At 30.3% G+C, this 21,019-nt stretch carries 22 protein-coding genes and 2 tRNA genes; 23 read left to right on the top strand and 1 reads right to left on the bottom strand.

Features of this window, described 5'->3' with window-relative positions; genetic code table 11:
• The first annotated feature begins 43 nt into the window (after nucleotides 1-43).
• From ACY3IT_RS07245 to lgt, 14 genes are all read left to right on the top strand, one after another.
• Nucleotides 44-1,243, top strand: a complete 1,200-nt coding sequence (locus ACY3IT_RS07245) for an acetate/propionate family kinase (protein ID WP_463082283.1) — start codon at nucleotides 44-46, stop codon at nucleotides 1,241-1,243.
• A 15-nt stretch (nucleotides 1,244-1,258) separates the two neighbouring features.
• Nucleotides 1,259-1,795, top strand: a complete 537-nt coding sequence (locus ACY3IT_RS07240) for a YceD family protein (RefSeq protein WP_463082282.1) — start codon at nucleotides 1,259-1,261, stop codon at nucleotides 1,793-1,795.
• A gap of 2 nt (nucleotides 1,796-1,797) precedes the next feature.
• The gene (gene rpmF / locus ACY3IT_RS07235; protein ID WP_463082281.1) at nucleotides 1,798-1,989 is read left to right on the top strand and encodes a 50S ribosomal protein L32; all 192 of its coding nucleotides are present in this window, start codon (nucleotides 1,798-1,800) and stop codon (nucleotides 1,987-1,989) included.
• A gap of 16 nt (nucleotides 1,990-2,005) precedes the next feature.
• Entirely contained in the window at nucleotides 2,006-2,998 is a 993-nt protein-coding gene (locus ACY3IT_RS07230; RefSeq protein ID WP_463082280.1) for a beta-ketoacyl-ACP synthase III, read from the top strand.
• Nucleotides 2,999-3,022: 24 nt separating this feature from the next.
• Nucleotides 3,023-3,946 (top strand): ACP S-malonyltransferase, encoded by a 924-nt coding sequence (gene fabD / locus ACY3IT_RS07225; protein ID WP_463082279.1) that lies wholly within the window; start codon nucleotides 3,023-3,025, stop codon nucleotides 3,944-3,946.
• The gene (gene fabG, locus ACY3IT_RS07220) at nucleotides 3,940-4,680 is read left to right on the top strand and encodes a 3-oxoacyl-[acyl-carrier-protein] reductase (RefSeq protein ID WP_463082278.1); all 741 of its coding nucleotides are present in this window, start codon (nucleotides 3,940-3,942) and stop codon (nucleotides 4,678-4,680) included. Before fabD ends, fabG begins: the two co-directional genes overlap by 7 nt.
• Nucleotides 4,681-4,725: 45 nt before the next feature.
• A complete protein-coding gene (gene acpP / locus ACY3IT_RS07215; protein ID WP_148805450.1) occupies nucleotides 4,726-4,965 on the top strand; it encodes an acyl carrier protein in 240 nt (79 codons plus the stop codon).
• Nucleotides 4,966-5,027: 62 nt separating this feature from the next.
• The gene (gene fabF / locus ACY3IT_RS07210; RefSeq protein WP_463082277.1) at nucleotides 5,028-6,269 is read left to right on the top strand and encodes a beta-ketoacyl-ACP synthase II; all 1,242 of its coding nucleotides are present in this window, start codon (nucleotides 5,028-5,030) and stop codon (nucleotides 6,267-6,269) included.
• Nucleotides 6,266-6,973, top strand: a complete 708-nt coding sequence (rnc, locus tag ACY3IT_RS07205) for a ribonuclease III (protein WP_463082276.1) — start codon at nucleotides 6,266-6,268, stop codon at nucleotides 6,971-6,973. The genes fabF and rnc overlap by 4 nt, the downstream gene beginning before the upstream one ends.
• On the top strand, nucleotides 6,960-10,220 hold the full coding sequence (locus ACY3IT_RS07200; RefSeq protein ID WP_463082275.1) for an AAA family ATPase: 3,261 nt from the start codon (nucleotides 6,960-6,962) through the stop codon (nucleotides 10,218-10,220). Before rnc ends, ACY3IT_RS07200 begins: the two co-directional genes overlap by 14 nt.
• The gene (gene ftsY / locus ACY3IT_RS07195; protein ID WP_463082274.1) at nucleotides 10,217-11,110 is read left to right on the top strand and encodes a signal recognition particle-docking protein FtsY; all 894 of its coding nucleotides are present in this window, start codon (nucleotides 10,217-10,219) and stop codon (nucleotides 11,108-11,110) included. Before ACY3IT_RS07200 ends, ftsY begins: the two co-directional genes overlap by 4 nt.
• On the top strand, nucleotides 11,107-11,556 hold the full coding sequence (locus ACY3IT_RS07190) for an N-acetyltransferase (RefSeq protein WP_463082273.1): 450 nt from the start codon (nucleotides 11,107-11,109) through the stop codon (nucleotides 11,554-11,556). The genes ftsY and ACY3IT_RS07190 overlap by 4 nt, the downstream gene beginning before the upstream one ends.
• Nucleotides 11,553-11,945, top strand: coding sequence for a signal peptidase II (locus tag ACY3IT_RS07185; RefSeq protein WP_463082272.1), 393 nt, complete (start codon nucleotides 11,553-11,555; stop codon nucleotides 11,943-11,945). Before ACY3IT_RS07190 ends, ACY3IT_RS07185 begins: the two co-directional genes overlap by 4 nt.
• Nucleotides 11,946-11,967: 22 nt before the next feature.
• Complete coding sequence (gene lgt, locus ACY3IT_RS07180) at nucleotides 11,968-12,801, top strand: prolipoprotein diacylglyceryl transferase (RefSeq protein WP_463082271.1); 834 nt, start codon at nucleotides 11,968-11,970, stop codon at nucleotides 12,799-12,801.
• Here lgt and ACY3IT_RS07175 read toward each other — a convergent pair whose 3' ends face one another.
• Nucleotides 12,802-13,737, bottom strand: a complete 936-nt coding sequence (locus ACY3IT_RS07175) for a D-alanine--D-alanine ligase family protein (protein ID WP_463082270.1) — start codon at nucleotides 13,735-13,737, stop codon at nucleotides 12,802-12,804.
• A gap of 90 nt (nucleotides 13,738-13,827) precedes the next feature.
• On the opposite strand from ACY3IT_RS07175, the gene ACY3IT_RS07170 reads away from it, so the two are divergent.
• The 9 genes from ACY3IT_RS07170 (at nucleotide 13,828) to ACY3IT_RS07130 (ending at nucleotide 21,017) form a co-directional block, all read left to right on the top strand.
• Nucleotides 13,828-14,610 (top strand): S4 domain-containing protein, encoded by a 783-nt coding sequence (locus ACY3IT_RS07170; protein ID WP_463082269.1) that lies wholly within the window; start codon nucleotides 13,828-13,830, stop codon nucleotides 14,608-14,610.
• A gap of 24 nt (nucleotides 14,611-14,634) precedes the next feature.
• Nucleotides 14,635-15,348 carry a hypothetical protein gene (locus ACY3IT_RS07165; protein WP_463082268.1) on the top strand — a complete coding sequence of 238 codons (714 nt, stop codon included), beginning with the start codon at nucleotides 14,635-14,637 and terminating at the stop codon, nucleotides 15,346-15,348.
• Nucleotides 15,349-16,125: 777 nt separating this feature from the next.
• Nucleotides 16,126-16,284 (top strand): hypothetical protein, encoded by a 159-nt coding sequence (locus ACY3IT_RS07160; protein ID WP_463082267.1) that lies wholly within the window; start codon nucleotides 16,126-16,128, stop codon nucleotides 16,282-16,284.
• Nucleotides 16,285-16,446: 162 nt separating this feature from the next.
• Nucleotides 16,447-16,722 (top strand): hypothetical protein, encoded by a 276-nt coding sequence (locus ACY3IT_RS07155; RefSeq protein ID WP_463082266.1) that lies wholly within the window; start codon nucleotides 16,447-16,449, stop codon nucleotides 16,720-16,722.
• Nucleotides 16,723-17,019, top strand: coding sequence for a hypothetical protein (locus ACY3IT_RS07150; RefSeq protein WP_463082265.1), 297 nt, complete (start codon nucleotides 16,723-16,725; stop codon nucleotides 17,017-17,019).
• A 360-nt stretch (nucleotides 17,020-17,379) separates the two neighbouring features.
• Nucleotides 17,380-17,454 (top strand) — tRNA-Gln (locus ACY3IT_RS07145).
• A 13-nt stretch (nucleotides 17,455-17,467) separates the two neighbouring features.
• Nucleotides 17,468-17,543, top strand: a tRNA-Glu gene (locus ACY3IT_RS07140).
• 115 nt (nucleotides 17,544-17,658) lie between these two features.
• Nucleotides 17,659-19,992, top strand: a complete 2,334-nt coding sequence (locus tag ACY3IT_RS07135) for an ATP-binding protein (RefSeq protein ID WP_463082264.1) — start codon at nucleotides 17,659-17,661, stop codon at nucleotides 19,990-19,992.
• Entirely contained in the window at nucleotides 19,989-21,017 is a 1,029-nt protein-coding gene (locus tag ACY3IT_RS07130; RefSeq protein ID WP_463082263.1) for a response regulator, read from the top strand. Before ACY3IT_RS07135 ends, ACY3IT_RS07130 begins: the two co-directional genes overlap by 4 nt.
• Nucleotides 21,018-21,019: the final 2 nt, after the last annotated feature.

Here is a 21,019-nt window from a genome sequence, read left to right as displayed (position 1 = left end):
TATAATTACGTGGATAAATTTCAAGGTAGAAAAGGAGGTAGCTATGAAAGTACTTGTTTTGAACTGTGGAAGTTCATCAGTGAAGTATCAGATTTTTGATATGAAGGATGAGAGTGTATTAGCAAAGGGGCTTGCTGAAAGGATAGGCCTTGATGGTTCAAGGATTGTATATCAAAGAGGCTTAGAATCTAAAAAAATTTATGAGGTACCTTTACCCACTCATAAGAAAGCAATAGAAGAGATATTTAAGTTGTTGGTAGATAAAAACGATGGAATATTGAGTTCTCTTAATGATATTGATGCTGTAGGACATAGGGTTGTACATGGTGGAGAAAGCTTTTTTGAGGCTACCTTAGTGACCCCAGAAACTTATAAGAAATTAAAGGAATGTGAAAATTTGGCTCCTCTTCATAATCCCTATAATATACAAGGTGTTGAAGCCTGTATGTCTTTAATACCAGAAGCCCCACAAGTTTTAGTATTTGATACTGCCTTTCATCAAACCATGCCAAAAGAAGCATACATTTATGCCCTTCCTTATGAATGGTATGAGAAATACAAGATTAGAAGATATGGTTTTCATGGTACTTCCCATTATTATGTCTCAAGAAGAGTTGCTCAATTAACTGGAAAACCATTGGAAGAATTAAAAATTATTTCTTGCCATCTTGGAAATGGAGCAAGTATTACAGCCATTAAAAATGGTAAATCAATAGATACTAGTATGGGATATACACCGTTAGAAGGACTGGTTATGGGGACAAGATGTGGTGATATTGATCCTGCGATCCCACTTATTATGATGGAAAAGGAAAATTTATCTCCAAAAGAAATGGATAACATTCTTAATAAGAAAAGTGGTATTTTAGGTATTTCCGGAGTAAGTAGTGATTTTAGAGATGTAGGAGAAGCTGCTGAAAAAGGTAATGAAAGAGCCTTGTTGGCTTTAAAGGTTTTTGCTTATAGAATTAAAAAATATATTGGTGCCTATTACGCTATATTAGGTGGACTCGATGTTTTGATATTCACTGCTGGTGTTGGTGAAAGAGGACCATTAGAGAGAAGTTTAATATGTGAGGGTTTAGAACATCTTGGTGTAAAGATTGATCCAGAGAAAAATAAAGTAAAAGGTGAAGAATTAAAGATAAGTACTCCTGATTCAAAGGTTGAGGTATGGGTAATACCAACTAATGAAGAGTTAATGATTGCAAGAGAAACAGTTAAAATTGTAGGGAATAAATAAAAAGAAGGTGATATTGTGGAAATTTATCTTGCTGATTTACATTCTGAGGTAGGAAAGGAGTTTATTTACGAGGAAGATTTTATTCCTCATTACGAAGATTTGCTTTTTTTAGAACCTGTTCATATAAGATTAAAGCTTATAAATTTAGGTAAAGAAGTATTAGTAAAAGGTAATATTAAGACAAAATTAAGTCTTGTATGCAGTAGATGTTTGAAAGATTTTCCTTATAATTTAGAAGCTAAGATTCAGGAAATATATTTATGGGATATTCCTATACAAAGAAACATAAGCCCTGGAGATATTATTGAGTTAAAAGATGAAGATTTTAAATTTGTACTTGAAAAAGAGAGTCTCTTTCTAGATCCTCTTCTTGAGGATAGTATAAGATTAAATATACCTGTAAAACCACTCTGCCGTCCCGATTGTAAAGGATTATGTCCTGTATGTGGGAAGGACCTTAATTTAGGTGAGTGTGAATGTTCAAAAGAAAGTAAGATTGATCCAAGATGGGAGCCACTTAAAAAGTTTTTAGATAAAAAGGGAGGGAAATAGCAATGGGTCTTCCGAAGAAAAAACTATCTACTACAAGAAGAGATCGTAGATGGGTGAGGTATAAACTAAGTGGTGTTGCGTTAGTAGAATGTTCTCACTGTCATAAAATGATAAGACCTCATAGAATATGTCCATTTTGCGGTTATTATAAGGGTAGGGAAGTATTAAAGGTAAAGGAAGAGAAAGAAGAATAATATAAGGAGATTTAAAATGGGTGTAGGGATAATAGGGATTGGGACGGTAGTTCCCCCAAAAGTTTTAACGAATTATGATTTGGAGAAAATGGTAGATACTTCTGATGAATGGATTACTACACGTACAGGAATAAAAGAGAGACATATAGCTGATAGTAATGTAAATCCATCAGATCTTGGAGCAGAAGCTGCACTAAAAGCCTTGAAAATGGCTAAAGTAGAACCTGAGGAAATAGATCTTATTATTGTTACATCTGCTTCTTTAGAAATGATTTTTCCGTCTATGGCTGCAGTTATACAAAATAAAATTGGGGCAAAAAATGCAGGTGGTTTTGATTTACTTAGTGCTTGTACTGGTTTTGTATCTTCTTTAATTACAGGCGCCCAATTTATTAGATCAGGAGATGTTAAAACAGTTTTAGTTATAGGAACAGAAGTTCTTTCAAGATTTGTTGATTGGGAAGATAGAAATACTTGCGTTCTTTTTGGAGATGGTGCAGGAGCTGTTGTATTAAGAGAAGTAGGTGATGGTTATGGTTTACTCTCTTGGGATCTTAAATTAGATGGATCGGGAGCTGATTTGTTAGCAATTCCTGGAGGATGTGCAAAGAATCCATGTTCTGAAGAGGTATTAAAGAATAAGCTTCATTATATTAAAATGAATGGAAGAGAAGTTTTTAAATTTTCAGTAAAAGTTTTAGGTGAAACAACAGAAGAATCTCTAAAAAAGGCAGGACTAACCCCTGCTGATTTAGATTGGCTTATTCCGCACCAAGCAAATATCAGGATTATTGAAACAGGAGCAGAGAGATTGGGTATTCCTATTGACAAAGTCGCTATTAACATACATAAATATGGTAATACTTCTACAGCTTCCATACCACTTGCTCTTGAAGAGCTTGTTTTAGAAGGTAAGATAAAAGACGGAGATATTTTGGCTTTAGTTGGTTTTGGAGCTGGACTTTCTTGGGGCTCTGCTGTATTAAGATGGAAGAATATTGAAAGTTAAAATGAAGTGTGAGGGGTTTAACCTATGAAGATATGTTTTGTCTTTCCAGGACAGGGATCTCAGTATGTGGGTATGTTTAGCCCATTTTTAGAGAAGTCTGAATATGAGTATTACTTTCAAGTTATGGAAGAGATTTTAGGTAAGGATTTTATTGATAAGGTTCAAAATGGTCCAGAAGAGGTTTTAAAGGATACGAGAATATCTCAACCAGCTATTTTTTCTGTAAGTGCTATGTTATCAGATTTTTTGAAAAAAGAAGGTTTTTGGGCAGAATATGGAATAGGGCATAGCTTGGGAGAATATTCTGCTTTTTATTATGCAGAGGTTTATAATTTTGAGGATGGTCTGAATCTAATTAAAAAGAGATCTGAAGTAATGAGTGAAGTGGCAGAAAAGGTTAAAGGTGGAATGTGGGCTATTCTTGGTGGAGATTTGGAGGAGATAGAAAATAGCGTAAAAGAATCTCAAAAAGAGGGTTTGAATATCTTTATTGCTAACTATAATTCTCCTGGACAAATTGTTCTTTCTGGAGAAAAAGAAGCTTTTGATTTATGGTATCAAAAGATGAAAGATAAGATAAAAAGGGTCGTACCTTTATCTGTTAGTGGTCCTTTTCATTCTCCTTTAATGAAAGAAGCTGAAGAGATTTTTAAGGATTATTTAAGTAATTTTAATTTTAAAAAACCCAAATATAATGTGCTTAGTAGTACTACATGTGATTTTGTAGAAAATAATGTTAAGGATATACTTATAAAACAATTTACAGGGTCAGTAAGATGGGTTGAAGCAATAAATAATATATATAACTTAGGAATAGATTGTTTTGTAGAGGTTGGTCCGGGAAAGGTGCTTCAAGGATTGATAAAAAAAATAATTCCAGAGGTCAAAGTTATAGGAATAGAAAAATCAGAAGATTTAGAAACTTTAAGGGGGGAACTGGGATGTTAAAGGATAAAGTTGCAGTTGTAACTGGTGGGGGTAGAGGGATTGGTAGAGCTATAGTTCTTGCTCTTGGAAGAGAGGGAGTTAAAGTCCTCATCAATTATAGAGGTAAAAAAGAATCAGCATTGGAAACCTTAGAGGAATTGAAAAAGTTAGGTGGGGAGGGAGAAATTTATCAGGCTGACGTAAGTGTAGAGGAAGAAGTTGAAAAGATGTTCAATTTTGTTATTGAAAAATGGGGAAAATTGGATATATTAGTCAATAATGCAGGAATTACTAAAGATAATCTTCTAATAAGAATGAAAAGTGAAGAATGGGATCAAGTAATAAATACGAATTTAAGAGGTGTATTTCTTTGTACAAAATCTGCATTAAAGATTATGTTGAAACAAAGAAGTGGTAGAATTATTAATATTTCATCAGTGGTAGGACTGAAGGGTAATATTGGACAAGCTAATTATGCCTCAGCTAAGGCTGGTATTATAGGCTTTACAAAGGCTGTAGCAAGAGAAGTAGCCTCAAGGGGTATTACAGTAAATGCAATTGCTCCTGGCTTTATAAAAACTGAAATGACAGATGTTCTTTCTGAAGAAATGAAAAAGAAAGTTTTAGATGAAATTCCCTTAGGCAGATTTGGAGATCCTGAAGATGTGGCAAATGCTGTAAAATTTTTGGTTTCAGACGAGGCTTCCTATATTACAGGAATAGTTCTTAATGTAGACGGAGGATTAGCAATCTAAAAAGATGATATATAATTTCTCAAGAGGAAGGAGGTGAACTGTAAAATGGATGAGGCTACCATCTTTGAAAAAGTCAAAAAAATAATTGTAGATCAACTTAGAGTAGATGAGAATCTTGTTACTATGGATTCAAATATTCAAGAGGACTTAGGTGCGGATTCTTTGGATGCTGTAGAACTAATCATGGCATTAGAAGAAGAGTTTGGTATTGATGTTCAAGATGAGGAGGCAGAAAAATTTAAAACTGTAGGAGATGTGGTAAGGTATATTGAGAAAAGATTATAAGTATGGTAGAAAGGGTACTGGAAAAATCCAGTACCCTCATTTTTATTAAGGGGGTTTTGTGGATGAGACGAAGGGTTGTAGTAACTGGAATAGGTGTAATCTCACCTCTTGGGGTTGGTAAAGATAAGTTTTGGGAAGGAATTATAAATGGGAAATCTGGAATATCCTACATAACTAAATTTCCTGTAGATGATTTTCCAACAAAAATTGCAGGAGAAGTTAAAGATTTTAACCCAGAAGATTTTATAGATAGAAAGGAAGCTAGAAGATTAGATAGATTTTCTCAATTTGCTGTTGCTGCTACAAAACTTGCTATAGAGGATGCTAATTGGAATCCTACAGAAGAAGAAAAAGAAAATACTGCTGTGATTGTTACATCTGGAATAGGTGGTTTTGAAACTTTAGAAAATCAATTTAGAGTTTTATTTGAAAAGGGTGTAAATAGGGTAAGTCCTTTTTTAATACCTATGGTAATTATAAATATAGCTTCAGGTAACGTTTCTATTTTTTTTGGTTTCAGAGGTCCTAATTATTCTCCTGTTTCAGCTTGTGCATCTTCAGCCCATGCAATTGGTATAGGATACCGCTTAGTATCCTTTGGTGAGGCAGATTTTGCTATTGTTGGGGGATCAGAAGCATCGATAACTCCTATGGGAATAGCTGGTTTTTGTGCTTTACAAGCTCTTTCTACTCAGAATGATCCTCCTGAGAAAGCAAGTAGACCTTTTGACGCTAAAAGGGATGGTTTTGTGATGGGAGAAGGTGCAGGAATATTAATACTTGAAGAAATGGAGCATGCTTTAAAAAGAGGAGCAAGAATTTATGCAGAAATAGTGGGTTTTGGGGCATCCGATGACGCGTATCATATAACAGCACCAGATCCAGAAGGATATGGGGCTGTTCTTTCTATGAAACGTGCAATAAAAGATGCTCAAATAGATCCAAGGGAAATAAATTATATAAATGCTCATGGTACTTCAACTAAATTGAATGATAAAATAGAAACATTAGCGATTAAAAAAGTCTTTGGGGATTATGCTTACAATATTCCAGTAAGTTCCACAAAATCTATGATTGGACATTTACTTGGTGCTGCTGGTGCTGTAGAATCTGTGGCTACAGTGTTGTCTATATACAACGGTATATTACATCCCACTATAAATTATGAGGAAAAAGATCCAGAATGTGATTTGGATTATGTACCTAACATAAGTAGAAAATGGAAAGTAAAATATGCCTTAAAGAATTCTTTCGGTTTTGGCGGACAAAATGCATCATTAATTTTTAAAAAATTTGAAGAATGAAAAAAGTTAAAATAGATATAGATAAAATCAGTCAAGAGATAGGTAAAAATATTGGAGTTTCATTCGATAATAAAAAGCTACTTATAGAAGCTCTTATTCATCCATCTTTTAAGCATGAAAATCCCGAATTTAAAATAGATAATCAAAGATTAGAATTTTTGGGTGATGCAGTATTAAATATGGTTATCACTGATCTTCTTTTTGATTATTATAAGCATGCAACAGAGGGTGTATTAACTCAGATGAGAATCTTTCTTGTAAAAGAAGAGATGTTATATAAAAAAGCAAAAGCTTTAGAATTAGATAGATTAATATTTTTAGGTACAGGAGAAGAAAAACAGGGAGGAAGAAATAAGCCATCAGTATTGTGTGATCTTTTTGAGGCCTTCATTGGAGCAATATATTTGGATAAAGGATATGATTTTGTAAAAGATTTTATTTGGAGAATTTTTGAGGAAGATATAAAAAATATAAATTTAGAAGTAGATTGGAAAAACCTATTAAGATCAATACTTCTTAAAGAAGGAAAAGAGCCTCAATATAGAGTAGTAAAAGAGGAAGGTCCAGAACATAATAAAACTTTTTATGTAGAACTTTGGGTAGATAGAGAAAAGTGGTCTGAAGGTATAGGTAAGAGTAAAAGGGAAGCAGAAATTATGGCTGCAAAAGAGGGGTTGAAGAAAATTAGAAATGATATATCTTAAAAGATTAGAACTTCACAATTTTAAATCTTTTATAGGATCAACCAAAATACCATTTTCTCAAAATTTTACTGTTATTACTGGCCCTAATGGTAGTGGTAAGAGTAATATTTTAGATGCTATAAGGTGGGTCTTAGGAGAGCAGAGAGTTAAAACCTTGAGGGCAGAAAAAGTAGACGAGGTAATTTTTGGGGGAAATAAATTTCATCCTCCCTCAAATTTTGCAGAGGTTGATTTGTGTTTGCAGTTAGATGATGAGGAAATAGAAATTTCAAGAAAAATATATAGGGAGGAAGAAAGCAATTACTATATTAATAATAAACTGGTCAGACTAAAAGATATTCAGATGTTTTTTTTAAATCTTGGTCTTGGTAGATATAGCTTTGCTTTTTTGAATCAGGGGGAGATAGATAATTTAGTAGTAAAAGAAAATGAAAGGTTAAGAGAAATCATTGAAAGTATAGCTGGAATATCCGGTTATCATGAGAAGGTAAAGGATATTTTGTTAAAGTTGGAAGTAGTTGAAAATGAATGGAATAGACTTGAAGAGAAAAGAAAAGAGATGGAAGCCAATTTAGATATTTTAAAAGAAGAAGCTAGGGTGGCCCAAAAATATGAAGAGATAAATAAAAAAATTGCTGACGTTCGGGAGTCTCTTAAATATTGTTTACGGCAAAAAGCCTTAAAAAATCTTGAAAAATATAAGAAGGAATTTGAGAATATAGATTTAAGGTTAAAAGAGCTTGAGAATGTTATAGATTCTATCATATTGAATAAGGAAGAGCTTCAAAGAGAAAAAGAAAATATAGATAAGATTTTGAAAGATAAAAAAGCATATTTGGAGAGTTTAGATAATGAACTTCAAAAATTGAGTATCGAAAAAAGTAGAAATGAAGAAAAGAGAAATCTTCTAACTGAAAGGTTGAAAAGTATAAGGGAAGAAAGGACTGATTTAGAAAAAGAGCTTTATCTTGTAGGAACACAAAGGAATGATATTGAGAAAAAATTAGAAAGTATTAATAGTGAAAATTATGATGAAATTTTTGATATTTTGAAAGATAGAGAAATTGCTTTACAAGAGAAAATTATAGAAAAAAGTAGGTTGGAACAAAAAATTAAGGAATTTTCTGAATTTTCTTTTTCCCATGAAGATGTAGAGATTATAGATAATAAAATTGAGAAAATTGATATAGTTATTAGAAATTGGGAAAAAAGATTATTTAATCTTAAAAATTATAGAGAGAGCTTGGAAAAAGATTATATTGAAAAAAATAAGATATTTAGAAAAAAAGAAGAAACTTTTGAGAAAAATATTGTGGAGATAAACAAATTAAAAAATCTTATAGGTGAATTAAAGGAAAGTTTAGTAGAAAATTATCCCCGTGGTGTAAGAGAAATTATCCATTACAAAAGAGAGAAAATACATGACATTTTTAAGAACATTATAGAGATACCCTTTGAGTATTTAGAGGCTTTATATAATCTTTTAGGAAATACTATATATGACATAATTGTGAATGATGAAAAAACAGCAAAAGAATTAATTAACTTTTTAAAAGAAAAAAGAGTTGGATGGGCTACTTTTAGACCATTAACCTTAAATAGATATGAAAAAATTAAAGATCTTCCTGAAAAGCTGAAAAATGTGGCGGTTAGAGCAATTGATATTGTGAAATATGATTGTCAATATGATAATTTAGTTAAAAATATTTTAGGTAATGTTATTATTTTTAATAATTTTGATTCTGCTGTTGAGAATAAAGACATTCTTAATGATGGATGGAGAATTGTTACCCTTCAAGGGGAAGTATTCTTACCATCAGGAACCATAAGTGGTGGAATAAGATTCAATATTGAGGCTACACTTTTATCAGAAAAGTCTATTGTAGAAAATGAGGAAAAGATAAGAGATCTTATTGAAAGCAACCAATTTTTAAAAAGGGATTTAGAGATATTGAGAAATGAAATTGATAAAATGAAAGATATAAGAGTAAAATTAGAGCCAATAATTATTAAACTTGAAAATCTAATTAAGAAGAAAAGAGAAGAAAAACAAAATCTATTGGAAAGAAGAAGAAAGTTAGAAATATACGAAAGAGAAGGACTTTTTTTAGAGGATAGATTAAAAGCTATCATAGATGAAATCAATAGTTTACAAAGGGATATAAAAATATGGAGAGATAAGTATGAAAATTGTAAGATCCAAAAAATAGCTTTAGAAAAAGAGCTTAATCTTTTACAGGAAAGATATAGTTATCTTGAAAAAAGGATGAAAAACATAGACCAAGAAATAATGAAAATTGACGATGATTTATCCAATTTAAGTAAAAACATTAAATATTTAGAAAATAGAATAAAGGAGCTATTAGAAGAAAAGAGAAGATTACTTGAAGAAAATAATGAGTTTTTTGAAAAACAGAGTCTTCTTACGACTCGTATTAAAGAATTAGAGAAGAAATGGCAAGAAAACAGAGAAGAAGAGATTGTTCTTTTGGAAAAAAAGAAAGATTTATTAAATCGTATAAGAGAGTTAGAAGTAGACATAGAGAATAATTACCAGGAGGATTGGGAATTAAAAATAGATCTTCCCGAGGAAAAACTAAGGATTTTGGAGAAAGATCTTGTTAAAGAGTTGGAAAAGTTAGGCCCTGTAAACTTTTTGGCAAAAACAAAATTGGAGGAAGAAGAGAAAAAATATAAAGAACTTATTATACAGATAGATGATGTGTATGGATCTATTAATTCTTTGAGAAAGATAATTAGGGAAACGCGGGAAGAGGCCGAAAAAAGATTTGTGGGTTGTTTCTTACAATTTAAGGATTTAGTAAATAAAAATTGGCAACTTTTTTTTCCTAATTCAAATCTTGAAATTTTCTTAGATAATGAAAGTGATCCATTGACCTCTGATATAAAACTTAGAATTTCATCTCAGAAGAAAAGTTGGAGAAATATTATTATGCTTTCTGGAGGAGAAAAAAGTTTGGTGGGTATATCTATTTTGCTTTCTGCGGTAGAACTTGCTCATATTAATTTTTGCTTTTGGGATGAAATTGATTCTGCTCTGGATAATCAAAATGCCATGATTTTAGGTAGGAAAATAAAGGAATTAAGTAAAGAGAATCAATTTATTCTTATATCTCATAATCCTGTTTTGATGCAATATGCTGATATAATATATGGTGTGACTTTAAATGATAAGGGTTCTTCGCAAGTATTTTTTTGGAAATTAGAAGAGGAGGTTGCAAATTGAGCTTTTGGAATAGGCTACCTAAATTACAAAAATTTGCAGAGAAATTACAGAACATTTTTAGCTTTTCTAAGATTGATGATGATCTTTTGGATGAATTGGAAATGGAACTTATTCAAAGTGATTTAGGTTTAGAATTAACAAATCAGTTAATTAATGAAATTAAAAAGCAAAAAATCACATCCACTTCTGAACTTATAGAATTTATGTTTAATTTCTTTTTGAGTATTTTTAGTGGGATAAATTCTCAGCTTAATATTATTCCAGAAAAGATAAATGTTTTTATATATTTAGGTGTAAATGGTACAGGAAAAACAAGTGCAGTTGGTAAGATGGCCTATTACCTAAAAAATATGGGCTATTCTCCAATAATAGCTGCAGGAGATACTTTTAGGGCAGCAGCTATTGATCAAATTAAGCTTTGGGGAGAGAGGGTAGGAGTAGATGTTATAGCTCAAAAAGAAGGAGCTGACCCAGCATCGGTTGTTTATAATGCTATAGAAGCTGCTAAAGCAAGAAATAAAAATGTTTTATTGGTAGATACTGCTGGAAGAATGCACACAAAGAGTAATCTCTTAGAAGAGTTGAAGAAGATCGAAAGAGTTGTTGAAAAAACTTTAGGATATAAAGCTTCTGAAAATCTTATTGTAGTAGACGCTACCTTAGGTCAAAATGTTATAAAACAGGTAGAGACTTTTAGAAATGCTGTTGATCTTACCGGAGTAATATTAACTAAATTAGATGGTACTGCAAAAGGAGGTGTAATTTTTAATATTGTAAAGACCTTTAGAATACCTGTAAAGTTTGTAAGTATAGGTGAGGATAAAGATGATTTTGAACCCTTTGATCCTAAAGAATTTGTAGAATCTTTCTTACCGAGGGTAGAAGTATGATAAGAAAAGCAAAAATACAAGACGTACCTGAAATTCATAAACTAATTAATGAATATGCTGAAAAAGGTCTTCTTCTTCCGAGATCTTTAAGTGATCTTTATGAAAATATTAGGGATTTTTACATATTAGAGATAGAAAAAAAAATTATAGGTACTTGTGCTTTACATATTATTTGGGAAGACCTTGGAGAAGTGAGGTCAGTTATTGTTAAAAAAGAATACGAAGGAAGGGGTTATGGAAGAAAACTTGTATTTACTTGTCTAAATGAAGCAAAATTTCTTGGTTTAAAGAGAGTACTTGCCCTTACATATATTCCAGAGTATTTTAAAAAGTTGGGTTTTGTAGAGGTTGATAAAAGAACATTACCCTTTAAGGTTTGGAGTGATTGTGTTAGATGTCCGAAATTTCCAGACTGTGGTGAATTTGCCTTAATATATTATTTATGAAATACTGGATTATACTTATTCTTTTTTTAATAGATAGAATAACTAAAGAAATGGCCAATAGGCATTTTTTTGATGGAGTAAAATTGGATTTTGTAATTAGCTTTAATCTTGTGCATAATTATGGTGCTGCTTTAGGAATATATATTCCGAGATTCTTTCTTATATTTTTTAGTTTTTTAGCCCTTATAGTGCTCTTGATACTATATAAGAAATTTAGTTTTTTGGGTATAGCATTTATATTAGGAGGACTTTTAGGAAATTTGTATGATAGAGTTTTTTATGGTTATGTGATAGACTTTATTCATATGAAAAATTTTTTTGTTTTCAATTTGGCTGATGTTTTTATTACTTTGGGAGGATTTTTTCTATTTCTAAAACTAATAAAATAAAAGAAGGAGGTAGAGAGATAAAATGTACCCTAAATTGTTTACAATCCCCCAATTCCAATTTTTTAAGTATAAAATTGGACCTATTGTAATTTATTCATGGGGCACTTTAGTAGCTTTAGGCTTCCTTATAGGAATTCTATTAGCAATGAGATGGGCAAAAAGAGAGGATATTGATCCAGACCATGTATTGAATGTATCAGTATGGAGTATTATTTCAGGAATCTTAGGAGCGAGAATTGTTTATGTAATAAAATATTGGAATGCATATAAAGGTAATCTCATTTCAATATTGCAACTTTGGGATGGTGGATTAATATTCTTTGGTGGATTTTTTGCAGCAACAATTGTGGTATTGATTTATCTTTGGAGACACAAAATCTCTTATTGGAAGTTTTTAGATGTTATTACTCCAAGTATTGCTATAGGTAGTGCAATTGGAAGAATTGGCTGTTTTTTAAATGGTTGTTGTTATGGATATGAAACCCCATTACTTTGGGGAGTAAAATTCCCAAATATATATGGATATAGACATGCTACCGAACTTTATTATACAATTGCTTTCCTAATTGTTTTTGTATATTTACTAAGAGTTAAGAATAGAAAGACTTTTGATGGGGAGGTAGCTACTAATTTCTTTGTATATTATTCATTAGCTTTCTTCATTGTAGAAATATTTAGAGACAATCCAAGAAACTTTTTATACTTAACAGGATCCCAGACAGTATCTTTATTGCTTATTGCTTTTGGTATTTATGCTTATAGTAGGAGAAAGGCAGGATTACCACTTTTACCTCAAAGTTGCCCATTATATAGAAAAATTTCAGCTGAACCCAAAGTAAAAAAGAATAAGAGGTAATTAAATACTTCTTAAGGCAGATTTTATGAAGCTGTCAATAAGGTCTGGAAATTCTATTCCAAAAGCTTTGGCAGATTCGGGATATAAGCTTGTTTCTGTCATACCTGGAATAGTATTTACTTCTAAAACGTATATATTTTGTGTATCTTCTTCTACAATCATGTCAACTCTTGAAAGATGTCTACAACCAAGAGCTTGGTGAGCTAAAACACCAAGCTCTTGGGCTTTTTTGTAAGTTTCTTCAGAAAGTCTTGCGGGAATTATATGTTCACTTAATCCTGGGGTATATTTAGTTTGGTAATCGTAAAAACCTGTTTTGGGAATAATTTCTATTAAAGGAAGGCAAATTGTATTATCTATGTCATAAATACTTGCTGTTATTTCTTTTCCTCTTATAAACTCTTCTATTAGAATATATTGATCAAATCTAAAGGCATATTCAAGGGCTTTTATTAATTCATCTTTATCATTTGCTATAGATAATCCTATTGTGGAACCTTGGTTTGAGGGCTTAACTATCCAGGGTTTCTTTAGTTTCTTTATGTTTTCAAGAATTTTTTCTAAATCTTTTGTTTCCATATCTTTTTTTGAAATTTCAATCCATTTAGGAGTAGGTATTTTATGATATAGAAATATTTTTTTAGCCATAACTTTATTTAAAGCTAATGCACTGGCAAGGACACCAGAGCCTACATAAGGTATACCAAGAAGCTCTAAGAGTCCTTGAATAGTTCCGTCTTCACCATATAAACCATGAGCAGAAATTATAGCCACATCAATTTTTTCCCTTTTTATATTTTCAACAATATTTTCATCAATAGGTATTTCACAATATTCATAACCCTTAATCTTCAAGGCAGAAATAATATTTTGGGCAGTTTTCATGGCAATTTCTTTTTCTGTAGATTTAACACCTATTAAAACTCCTATCTTCATTTTTCCACCTCTTAAAAGTATTATATATTTATAGATTTTACCCTTAAGAAGCTTTTTTTAAAAGAGAGTCTCGTGATATTATTAATTATTATGAGAAATTTAGAAGATATTATTCAAGATTTAAAGAGAGAGGAAGATAAAGAAAAGGTAAGAGAAATTTATAAGGTGTTCCAAAGAGTGGGGCAAAAAGGAGGTATAAATCCAACAGGTTTTTTGTCTCTTACAGAACAATATTTATTTCAAAAAATCAGTTTTCTTTTTCAAAATACGTTATATACAAGGCTTGAAGGTGGTATAAGTGGAGCTGAAAGGAAAAGAGGTTTTATCTCTGATAAAATAGAATTGATAGAATATTTGGATTTAAATAAATATTTTGCAGGAATAAATCTGATTTCTTATGAAAAAATAAATTCTAATTTTATATTGGAATTTTTAAAAGAAAAGGGCATTTCATTAGATAAAATTGGGGATATATGGCTAACCCATGATGGTTGGAAAATTATCTTCGCTAATGAAATTAGAGATGATATAGAAGAAGTTTTTAATGACACTAATTTTGAATTTAAAATATTAAGCTTTTATGAATTACAAAGTTATACAGAGCCATCTAAAATATTACGTACTACAGAAGCGTCTAAGCGGGTGGATGCTATAGGGAGCTTTGCACTTGGAATATCAAGAAGTAAAATGCAAACTTATATTAAAGGTGGTGGGGTAGAGGTCAATGGAAGGAAGATTCAGGATTCTTTTTATGAATTAAATATAGGAGATATAGTAACTGTTCATAATCTTGGTAGTTTTAGAGTTCTTGATATAAAGGAAACGTCAAGGGGTAAATTTCACATTGAAATTGAGAGAATGATTAAAAAGTGAAAATAAGAATATAGTAGGAAAATTATGTCAACCAATTTTCCTACCTTAATATTAAATTTTGACCATGTTTATACAAATCAGAATCAGCTTCTTTCTATAGGAAAGTTAATTTCTTTTAATAATATTTCCCAGGTCAAATATCTGTGTTCCTATGAGAAATTAGAAGAATTTAAAAAATTAATTCCTTTTGATTATAAAGGAATTAAATTTTTAGGAAAAAGTGATTTTCACTATTTAACCTATCTTTTTATAAGGAATATAAAATTACCTTTTGAGTTAGTAGTTATTGATCATCATTTGGATTTTATGGAAACCTTTGAGGGATATATAAGTTGTGGATCCTGGATAAGAGACGCAGTAAGATTACCCTTTATTGAAAAAGTGGTAGTGGTGACTGATAATGAAAACATTTCTTTTAAAGATAATTTATTCAGAAAATTGAAAATAATTAAAAATGATTTTGATATCTTAAAAAAATACATAAATTTTCCTGTCTATATAAGTATTGATAAAGATATACTTGATAAAAAATATATCTTTACAAATTGGGAACAAGGAATGATAGATTTAGATTCATTTTTTGATATTTTGAATATCCTTTCTCAATACAAGGTATTAGGTGTTGATGTCTGTGGTGAACCTGATTTTAATCTAATAGAAATAAAAAGAAGCGAAAAAATTAATCTAATGATACATGATATTTTTAAAATGTATATTCAAGAAAAAGTTACAGCATAATTGTTTTAGACCTAACAAATAATGTGGCTAAGAAAAGATTTATTAGAGGAAATGATATTTTTGAAGAAAATTACTGAAGCCATAAGAAATAATAATAAGGATAAAGACTCACATAAAAATTATTTATAAAATTTTTAAATCTTATAATCTTCCTAAGTGCCTTGGAAAAGATATTGGTTAATGCAGCTTTTATTAAAACAAAAATAGTTATTAATAGATATAAATTATAAAAGGGGAACTTTTATATATTTTACGAAAACCACCTTAGAGTGGATCCTGAGAAGATGATAAGTTACGTATTCAAAGTATGAATATTCTTTGGTGAATTTAGGACTTGCCTTGCATTATATATACAAAATAGACGTATGGCTTCGAGAGAATACTATGATGAAAGAGAAGATATGATTTTAAGTTTAAAAATACCAGAAGAAGCAATAAATCATGATTAAGCCATACAAAAGATCCTGAAATAATTATATACAATGCTTGCTATTACTTTTATTTGGTCTCAAAAGCGGTATTAAAGACAAAACCCTTCTGAAAGAGTTACTTGGAATGTAAGAAAAATATAGAGAAGAATACTCACATAGGATTATTCCTTTAATAATCAAAGTTATAGTGTTAACTATTATTTTTTCTCTTTTTTAAAAGACATCTTTTTTCCTTATTGAGACTATTACTGTTTTAAACATTGCAAAATTAAGAATAAAGAATCTGAAGAAAATTTCAATTTATATGGAATAGAGAAAGGTAGTTACAAATCTGAGGAATACAAATTTGAAGATAATAAGTATATATGGGGTTAAGGCAGAGAAAGCCTATGAGGGTGAAGTAAAGATAGTGAAAGAGATTATAGAGGGAAGTATAGAGCTAAAAGGAAAATATTTTATAGGAGAAAAACTATATGATTTTATAGGATTAACAAAGGAGATATAGAAAATAGGAATTAAGCCAGTTATAGAAGTTAAAAAGACATTCAGGTTTCTTTTAATTTGGCTTTTTGACGCAGCTTATTACAAGTTTTTTTATTTATATAGGAATTTTAAAAACATTTGCAAAAATATATTGATAAAAGTAATAGAAAACTAAAATGTGTTCTTGCTGAAGAACTTGGACACTACTTCACAGGTTCAACATACAAAAGCAAAAACCCAGAAAATTATAGAGAAAAGATTGAGATTTCAAGAAAAGAATACAGAGCAAAAAAAATGGCAAGTATTTTATCTTATTCCTGAAGAAAAATTTTTAGAGGCAGTAAGAAGGGGAATAACAGAAATTTGGGAACTTGCAGAATACTTTGATGTAGATGAAGAAGTGATAAGGTCTTATATAAAACTTCCAAGGGTGAGAGAATTATTAAAGGAGGGATATTAAATGAATAAAAAATTAATTTTCCTTATCCTAATACTCTTTATTCTTCAATTAACCCTTGCCCAAAGCTTGGGATTTAAAGAAACAAAATTATTTACATTGGAAGATGAAGAAAAAGTAATTAAAGGACATGTTTATGAAAATGGTTCATGGTATTTGATTACTGAAAAAGAAGATGAACAGTCTCTAATAATAAATGGAAAAAGAGAAGGTTGGTTTGATAAAGTATATAATGTAACTTTTACAGATGATGGAAAAAGATTTGCATATGTTGCAAAAAAGGTGAGAAATGGTTTGTAGTTGTTGATGGGAAAAAGAGTAAACCTTATGATCAAGTTTATCATCTTTATTATACAAAAGAAAAAGATACATTTTTAGCTTTAACAAAAGATGGTAAAGATCTCTTATTAGTAGAGTATACGAATAATAAATAAGAAGGAACATTACATAAGTTTAAAAGATGTTAAAAAATAATTTTTAATTTAAACTTTGTTAAGGAGGGGTAAAAAATTTTTTTAATACAAAAATGATAAGTCAGGCGAACTAAAATAAAAAAAGGAGGTGAATTTGACTCTCTAAAATAGAAACGGGTTTTAGAGGATATCTCCCAATTCTTGACAAATTCTCACTTATTAATATATTATATTTAAAAGTAAAAATTGGGGAGTCGTCTAGCTGGTAGGACGCCTGACTCTGGATCAGGTAGGGATGGTTCGAATCCATCCTCCCCAGCCATAAAATATAAAGTGGCCCTATCGTCTAGTGGACCAGGACGTTGGGTTCTCAACCCAAAAACCGGGGTTCGAATCCCCGTAGGGCCACCAAAAAGAAGGTGAAAATATAAATAAAAGTTTTCTTTTTTACATCCTTGCAGGTATAATCTCTTTTATTGTAATCTTACTTTGGGGGACTTTTTTAGGATATGATTATATTACCCATATGGTTTGGGAAAATACTGTTATTTTCTCTTATTATGTGATTTTTATTCTTTTTTCTATTCTTCCTAAAAAAATAAAAGATTCTTCTATCATATTTTTTGGTTTTTTAGTTTTGGGGACTGCTATATTAGAAGGAATTCATGCTATGCTTTACCCTGGATTTTATCAATTATCTCTTGGACTTGCAGTAGAATATTGGATATATGCAAGGGGACTTTTTGCAATTGGAAGTTTTATTACTGTTTATCTTCTAAATAAGAAAGAAACTCCTTGGTTTTTTAAGAAAGCTTTATATAGCCCTCTTATTTTATCTATTTTGCTTATTATTCTTTCTTTATATATTCCTGACAAAATTTTTTATGTTGAAGGAAAAACTACTTTTCTAAAATCTTTTTTGGAAATATTATATGCGTGTATTCTTTTTATCTCATCCTATCTTTCAAGACATGTGAAACCTTTACCCTTAGGGCTCTTTTTTGCAGGACTCTCAAATCTTACTTTTACATCTTATGGGGAAAATGTCTTTACAAATCAATTTGTAGTTGGACATGCCTTTCTTGTTTCAAGTGCAGTAATTCTTGTTTTAGGAGCAATGATAGAAAAAGTTTTTATACCTTTTAGAGAGATGGAGAATTTAGTATGTAAATATGGTGGGGAGATAGAAGATTTATATAAAAAGATCATTAATAATGAGAGTTTATTTCAAAAAATAAATAAAATTCAGCAGTTATTGATAGAGTCTAATTCTATTGATGAATTGTTGAAAAAATTAAGAGAAATGCCTAAGATTCTTGATCTAAGTTCCCAAGAAGATTTTGTAATATTTAATAAGAATAAACTTATATATAAAACAAAGGAAGAACTTCCTGAGGATATTAATTTTTATAAGAATTGGAATAATATTGGTATTTTAGATACATCCATCTTTTATAATGGACTTGAGGAGACAAACATAGAAACATTAAGAAATATATTATTTAATCTTAAAAGTAGACTTCAGGAATTAATTTTAAAAAAAGAACTTAATTATTCCTTAGAAAAGATAAAACAATTAGATGAGTATAGAGTAAACTTTATGAGGGCTATATCTCATGAGTTAAAAACACCTCTTAATGTAATTTATGGAAATCTTCAACTTATGGAATCAGGAATATATGGTGATATCTCTCACTTAGAAAAGCCAATTGAAGCAATAAAAACAGGAGTATCAAGAAGTAAAGAACTTATTGATAATCTTATTGATCTTTCACGTGTTGAAACTGGAAGGATATCAGTTAAATCAGAGCTTATATATTTTGAAAACTTATATCAAATAATTGATAATTATAGAAATCTTGCAAAAGAGAAAGGATTGGAGTTTAGTTTTGATTTTATTGGTGACTCTCCCTTTTCATCTGATTATCAGATTTTAATTACTATAATCTCAAATCTTCTTTCTAATGCTGTGAAATATACAGAGAAAGGAGAAATAAAAGGAAGGTTAGAGGTAATAAAGAATAAGATAATAATAGAAGTAAAAGATACAGGGAAAGGTATCCCCTCAGAAAATATTCCTCGTATATTTGAGCCTTTCTTTGGAGAGAGAACCTTAGAAAGCTCTGGTTTAGGACTTACTATTGTTAAAAAGTTTGTTGAGCTTCTTAAAGGAAGTATACATGTAGAAAGTGAGGTAGATAAGGGGTCTATTTTTAGGGTTGAGATGCCACGATTAATTCGCCCAACATCTTTTGAGCAGAAAGAGCATGTTCAGGTGCTTATTATAGATCAAGATAAAGAAACAAGAAATCTTCTTAAAAAAACATTGAAAGATTTCAGCATTATTGAAGCAGAAAATGGAGAAGAAGGTTATATCAAGGCATTGGAGCATACCCCTGATGTGGTAATTACAACCTTAGGTCTTCCAGATATAAGTGGTGAAGAGCTTGTCAAAAGATTAAAAGAAGAGCCAATATTAAAAAATACAAAATTTGTTTTTTACACAGGAGCAAGGAGAAGAGATTTAGAAGAGTATTTTATTGAAAAGGGGACAGATATCAGAGAAGTTGTTGAGAAAATAAAAATAATTGTAGGTAATAAAATTCTTTTAATTTATTCCGAAAATACTAAGGAATATATTTCTTTAGCAGAGAGGATTTTGGGAAAATTAAATAAAGAATATGTCTTAAGAGAATTTTATAATCTGACAATAAACGATCTTTCTTTTTATGACACATTTTTGATTCTTTTAACTGAAGAAGAATTTTTATCCTCAGAAATTATTCTGGGAAACATTGATAAACTATCTGGTAAAAGGAATATTATCTTTTATGTAATAAGGAGGAATAATAAATTATGAAAATAATGATAGTAGAAGATGACATAGAATCAAGAAATTTCTTAGTAAAATTTCTACAAAGTAAAAGATACGAAGTAATAGAGGCAGAAAATGGGAAAAAGGCATTGGAAATTTTGAAGAGTAATGAAGTGGATATAGTTTTAATGGATATATCTATGCCTATAATGAATGGTTTAGAAACTACAAAGAGAATAAGAGATTTAGGTTATCCTGTCGTGGTAATTATGCTTACAGCATATAAAGATTTAGATATGATGAAAAAATCAGCCTTTGCAGGTGCAGATGATTATATCACAAAACCTATTGATCTTTCTGAACTATATGCAAAAATCCTTTTGGCAGAGAAATATCTTCCTTTTCATAAATTCAGACATTCTTTAATAGTTTCTCTTTTTTCCGAGAAAGAGTTATCTCAGAAGACTATTGAAGAATTAATAAATAAAAACAAAGATTTTACCATGGAAATTTTGAATATTATGTATAAGGTTTCTGAATATAGAGATGATGAAACCTATGAACATACCTTAAGAGTAGGATGGCTTTCTGGAAAATTAGCAGAAAAATTAGGGCTTGATGAGTTAGAGGTAAGTGAAATTAGGCTTTCTTCTCCTCTCCATGATATAGGGAAAATTGGAATTCCTGATAGTATTCTTTTAAAGCCTGCAAAACTTTTTCCATATGAGTATGAAATAATGAAAAAACATACTTTGATAGGATATGAGATTTTAAATAAGAGTTCGTCATCAATTCTAAAAAAGGGTGCAGAAATTGCATTAACACATCATGAAAGATGGAATGGATCAGGATATCCAAAAGGACTTTCTGGTAAGGAAATTCCTATAAGTGGTGCTATTGTAGCAGTTGCTGATAGTATTGATGCTATGGCAAGTAAGAGACCTTATAAGCCAGAAAGACCTATAGAAGAGGTTTTGGAAGAAATAAAAGCTTTGTCTGGGAAATTTTATAATCCTGATGTTGTAAATGCACTTTTTGAGATAAGAGAAGAGGTTGTAAAAAAATATTAACT

The sequence above is a fragment of the Dictyoglomus sp. GBS genome, from assembly GCF_055179815.1.
This window is presented reverse-complemented; position numbering and strand designations above follow the sequence as displayed.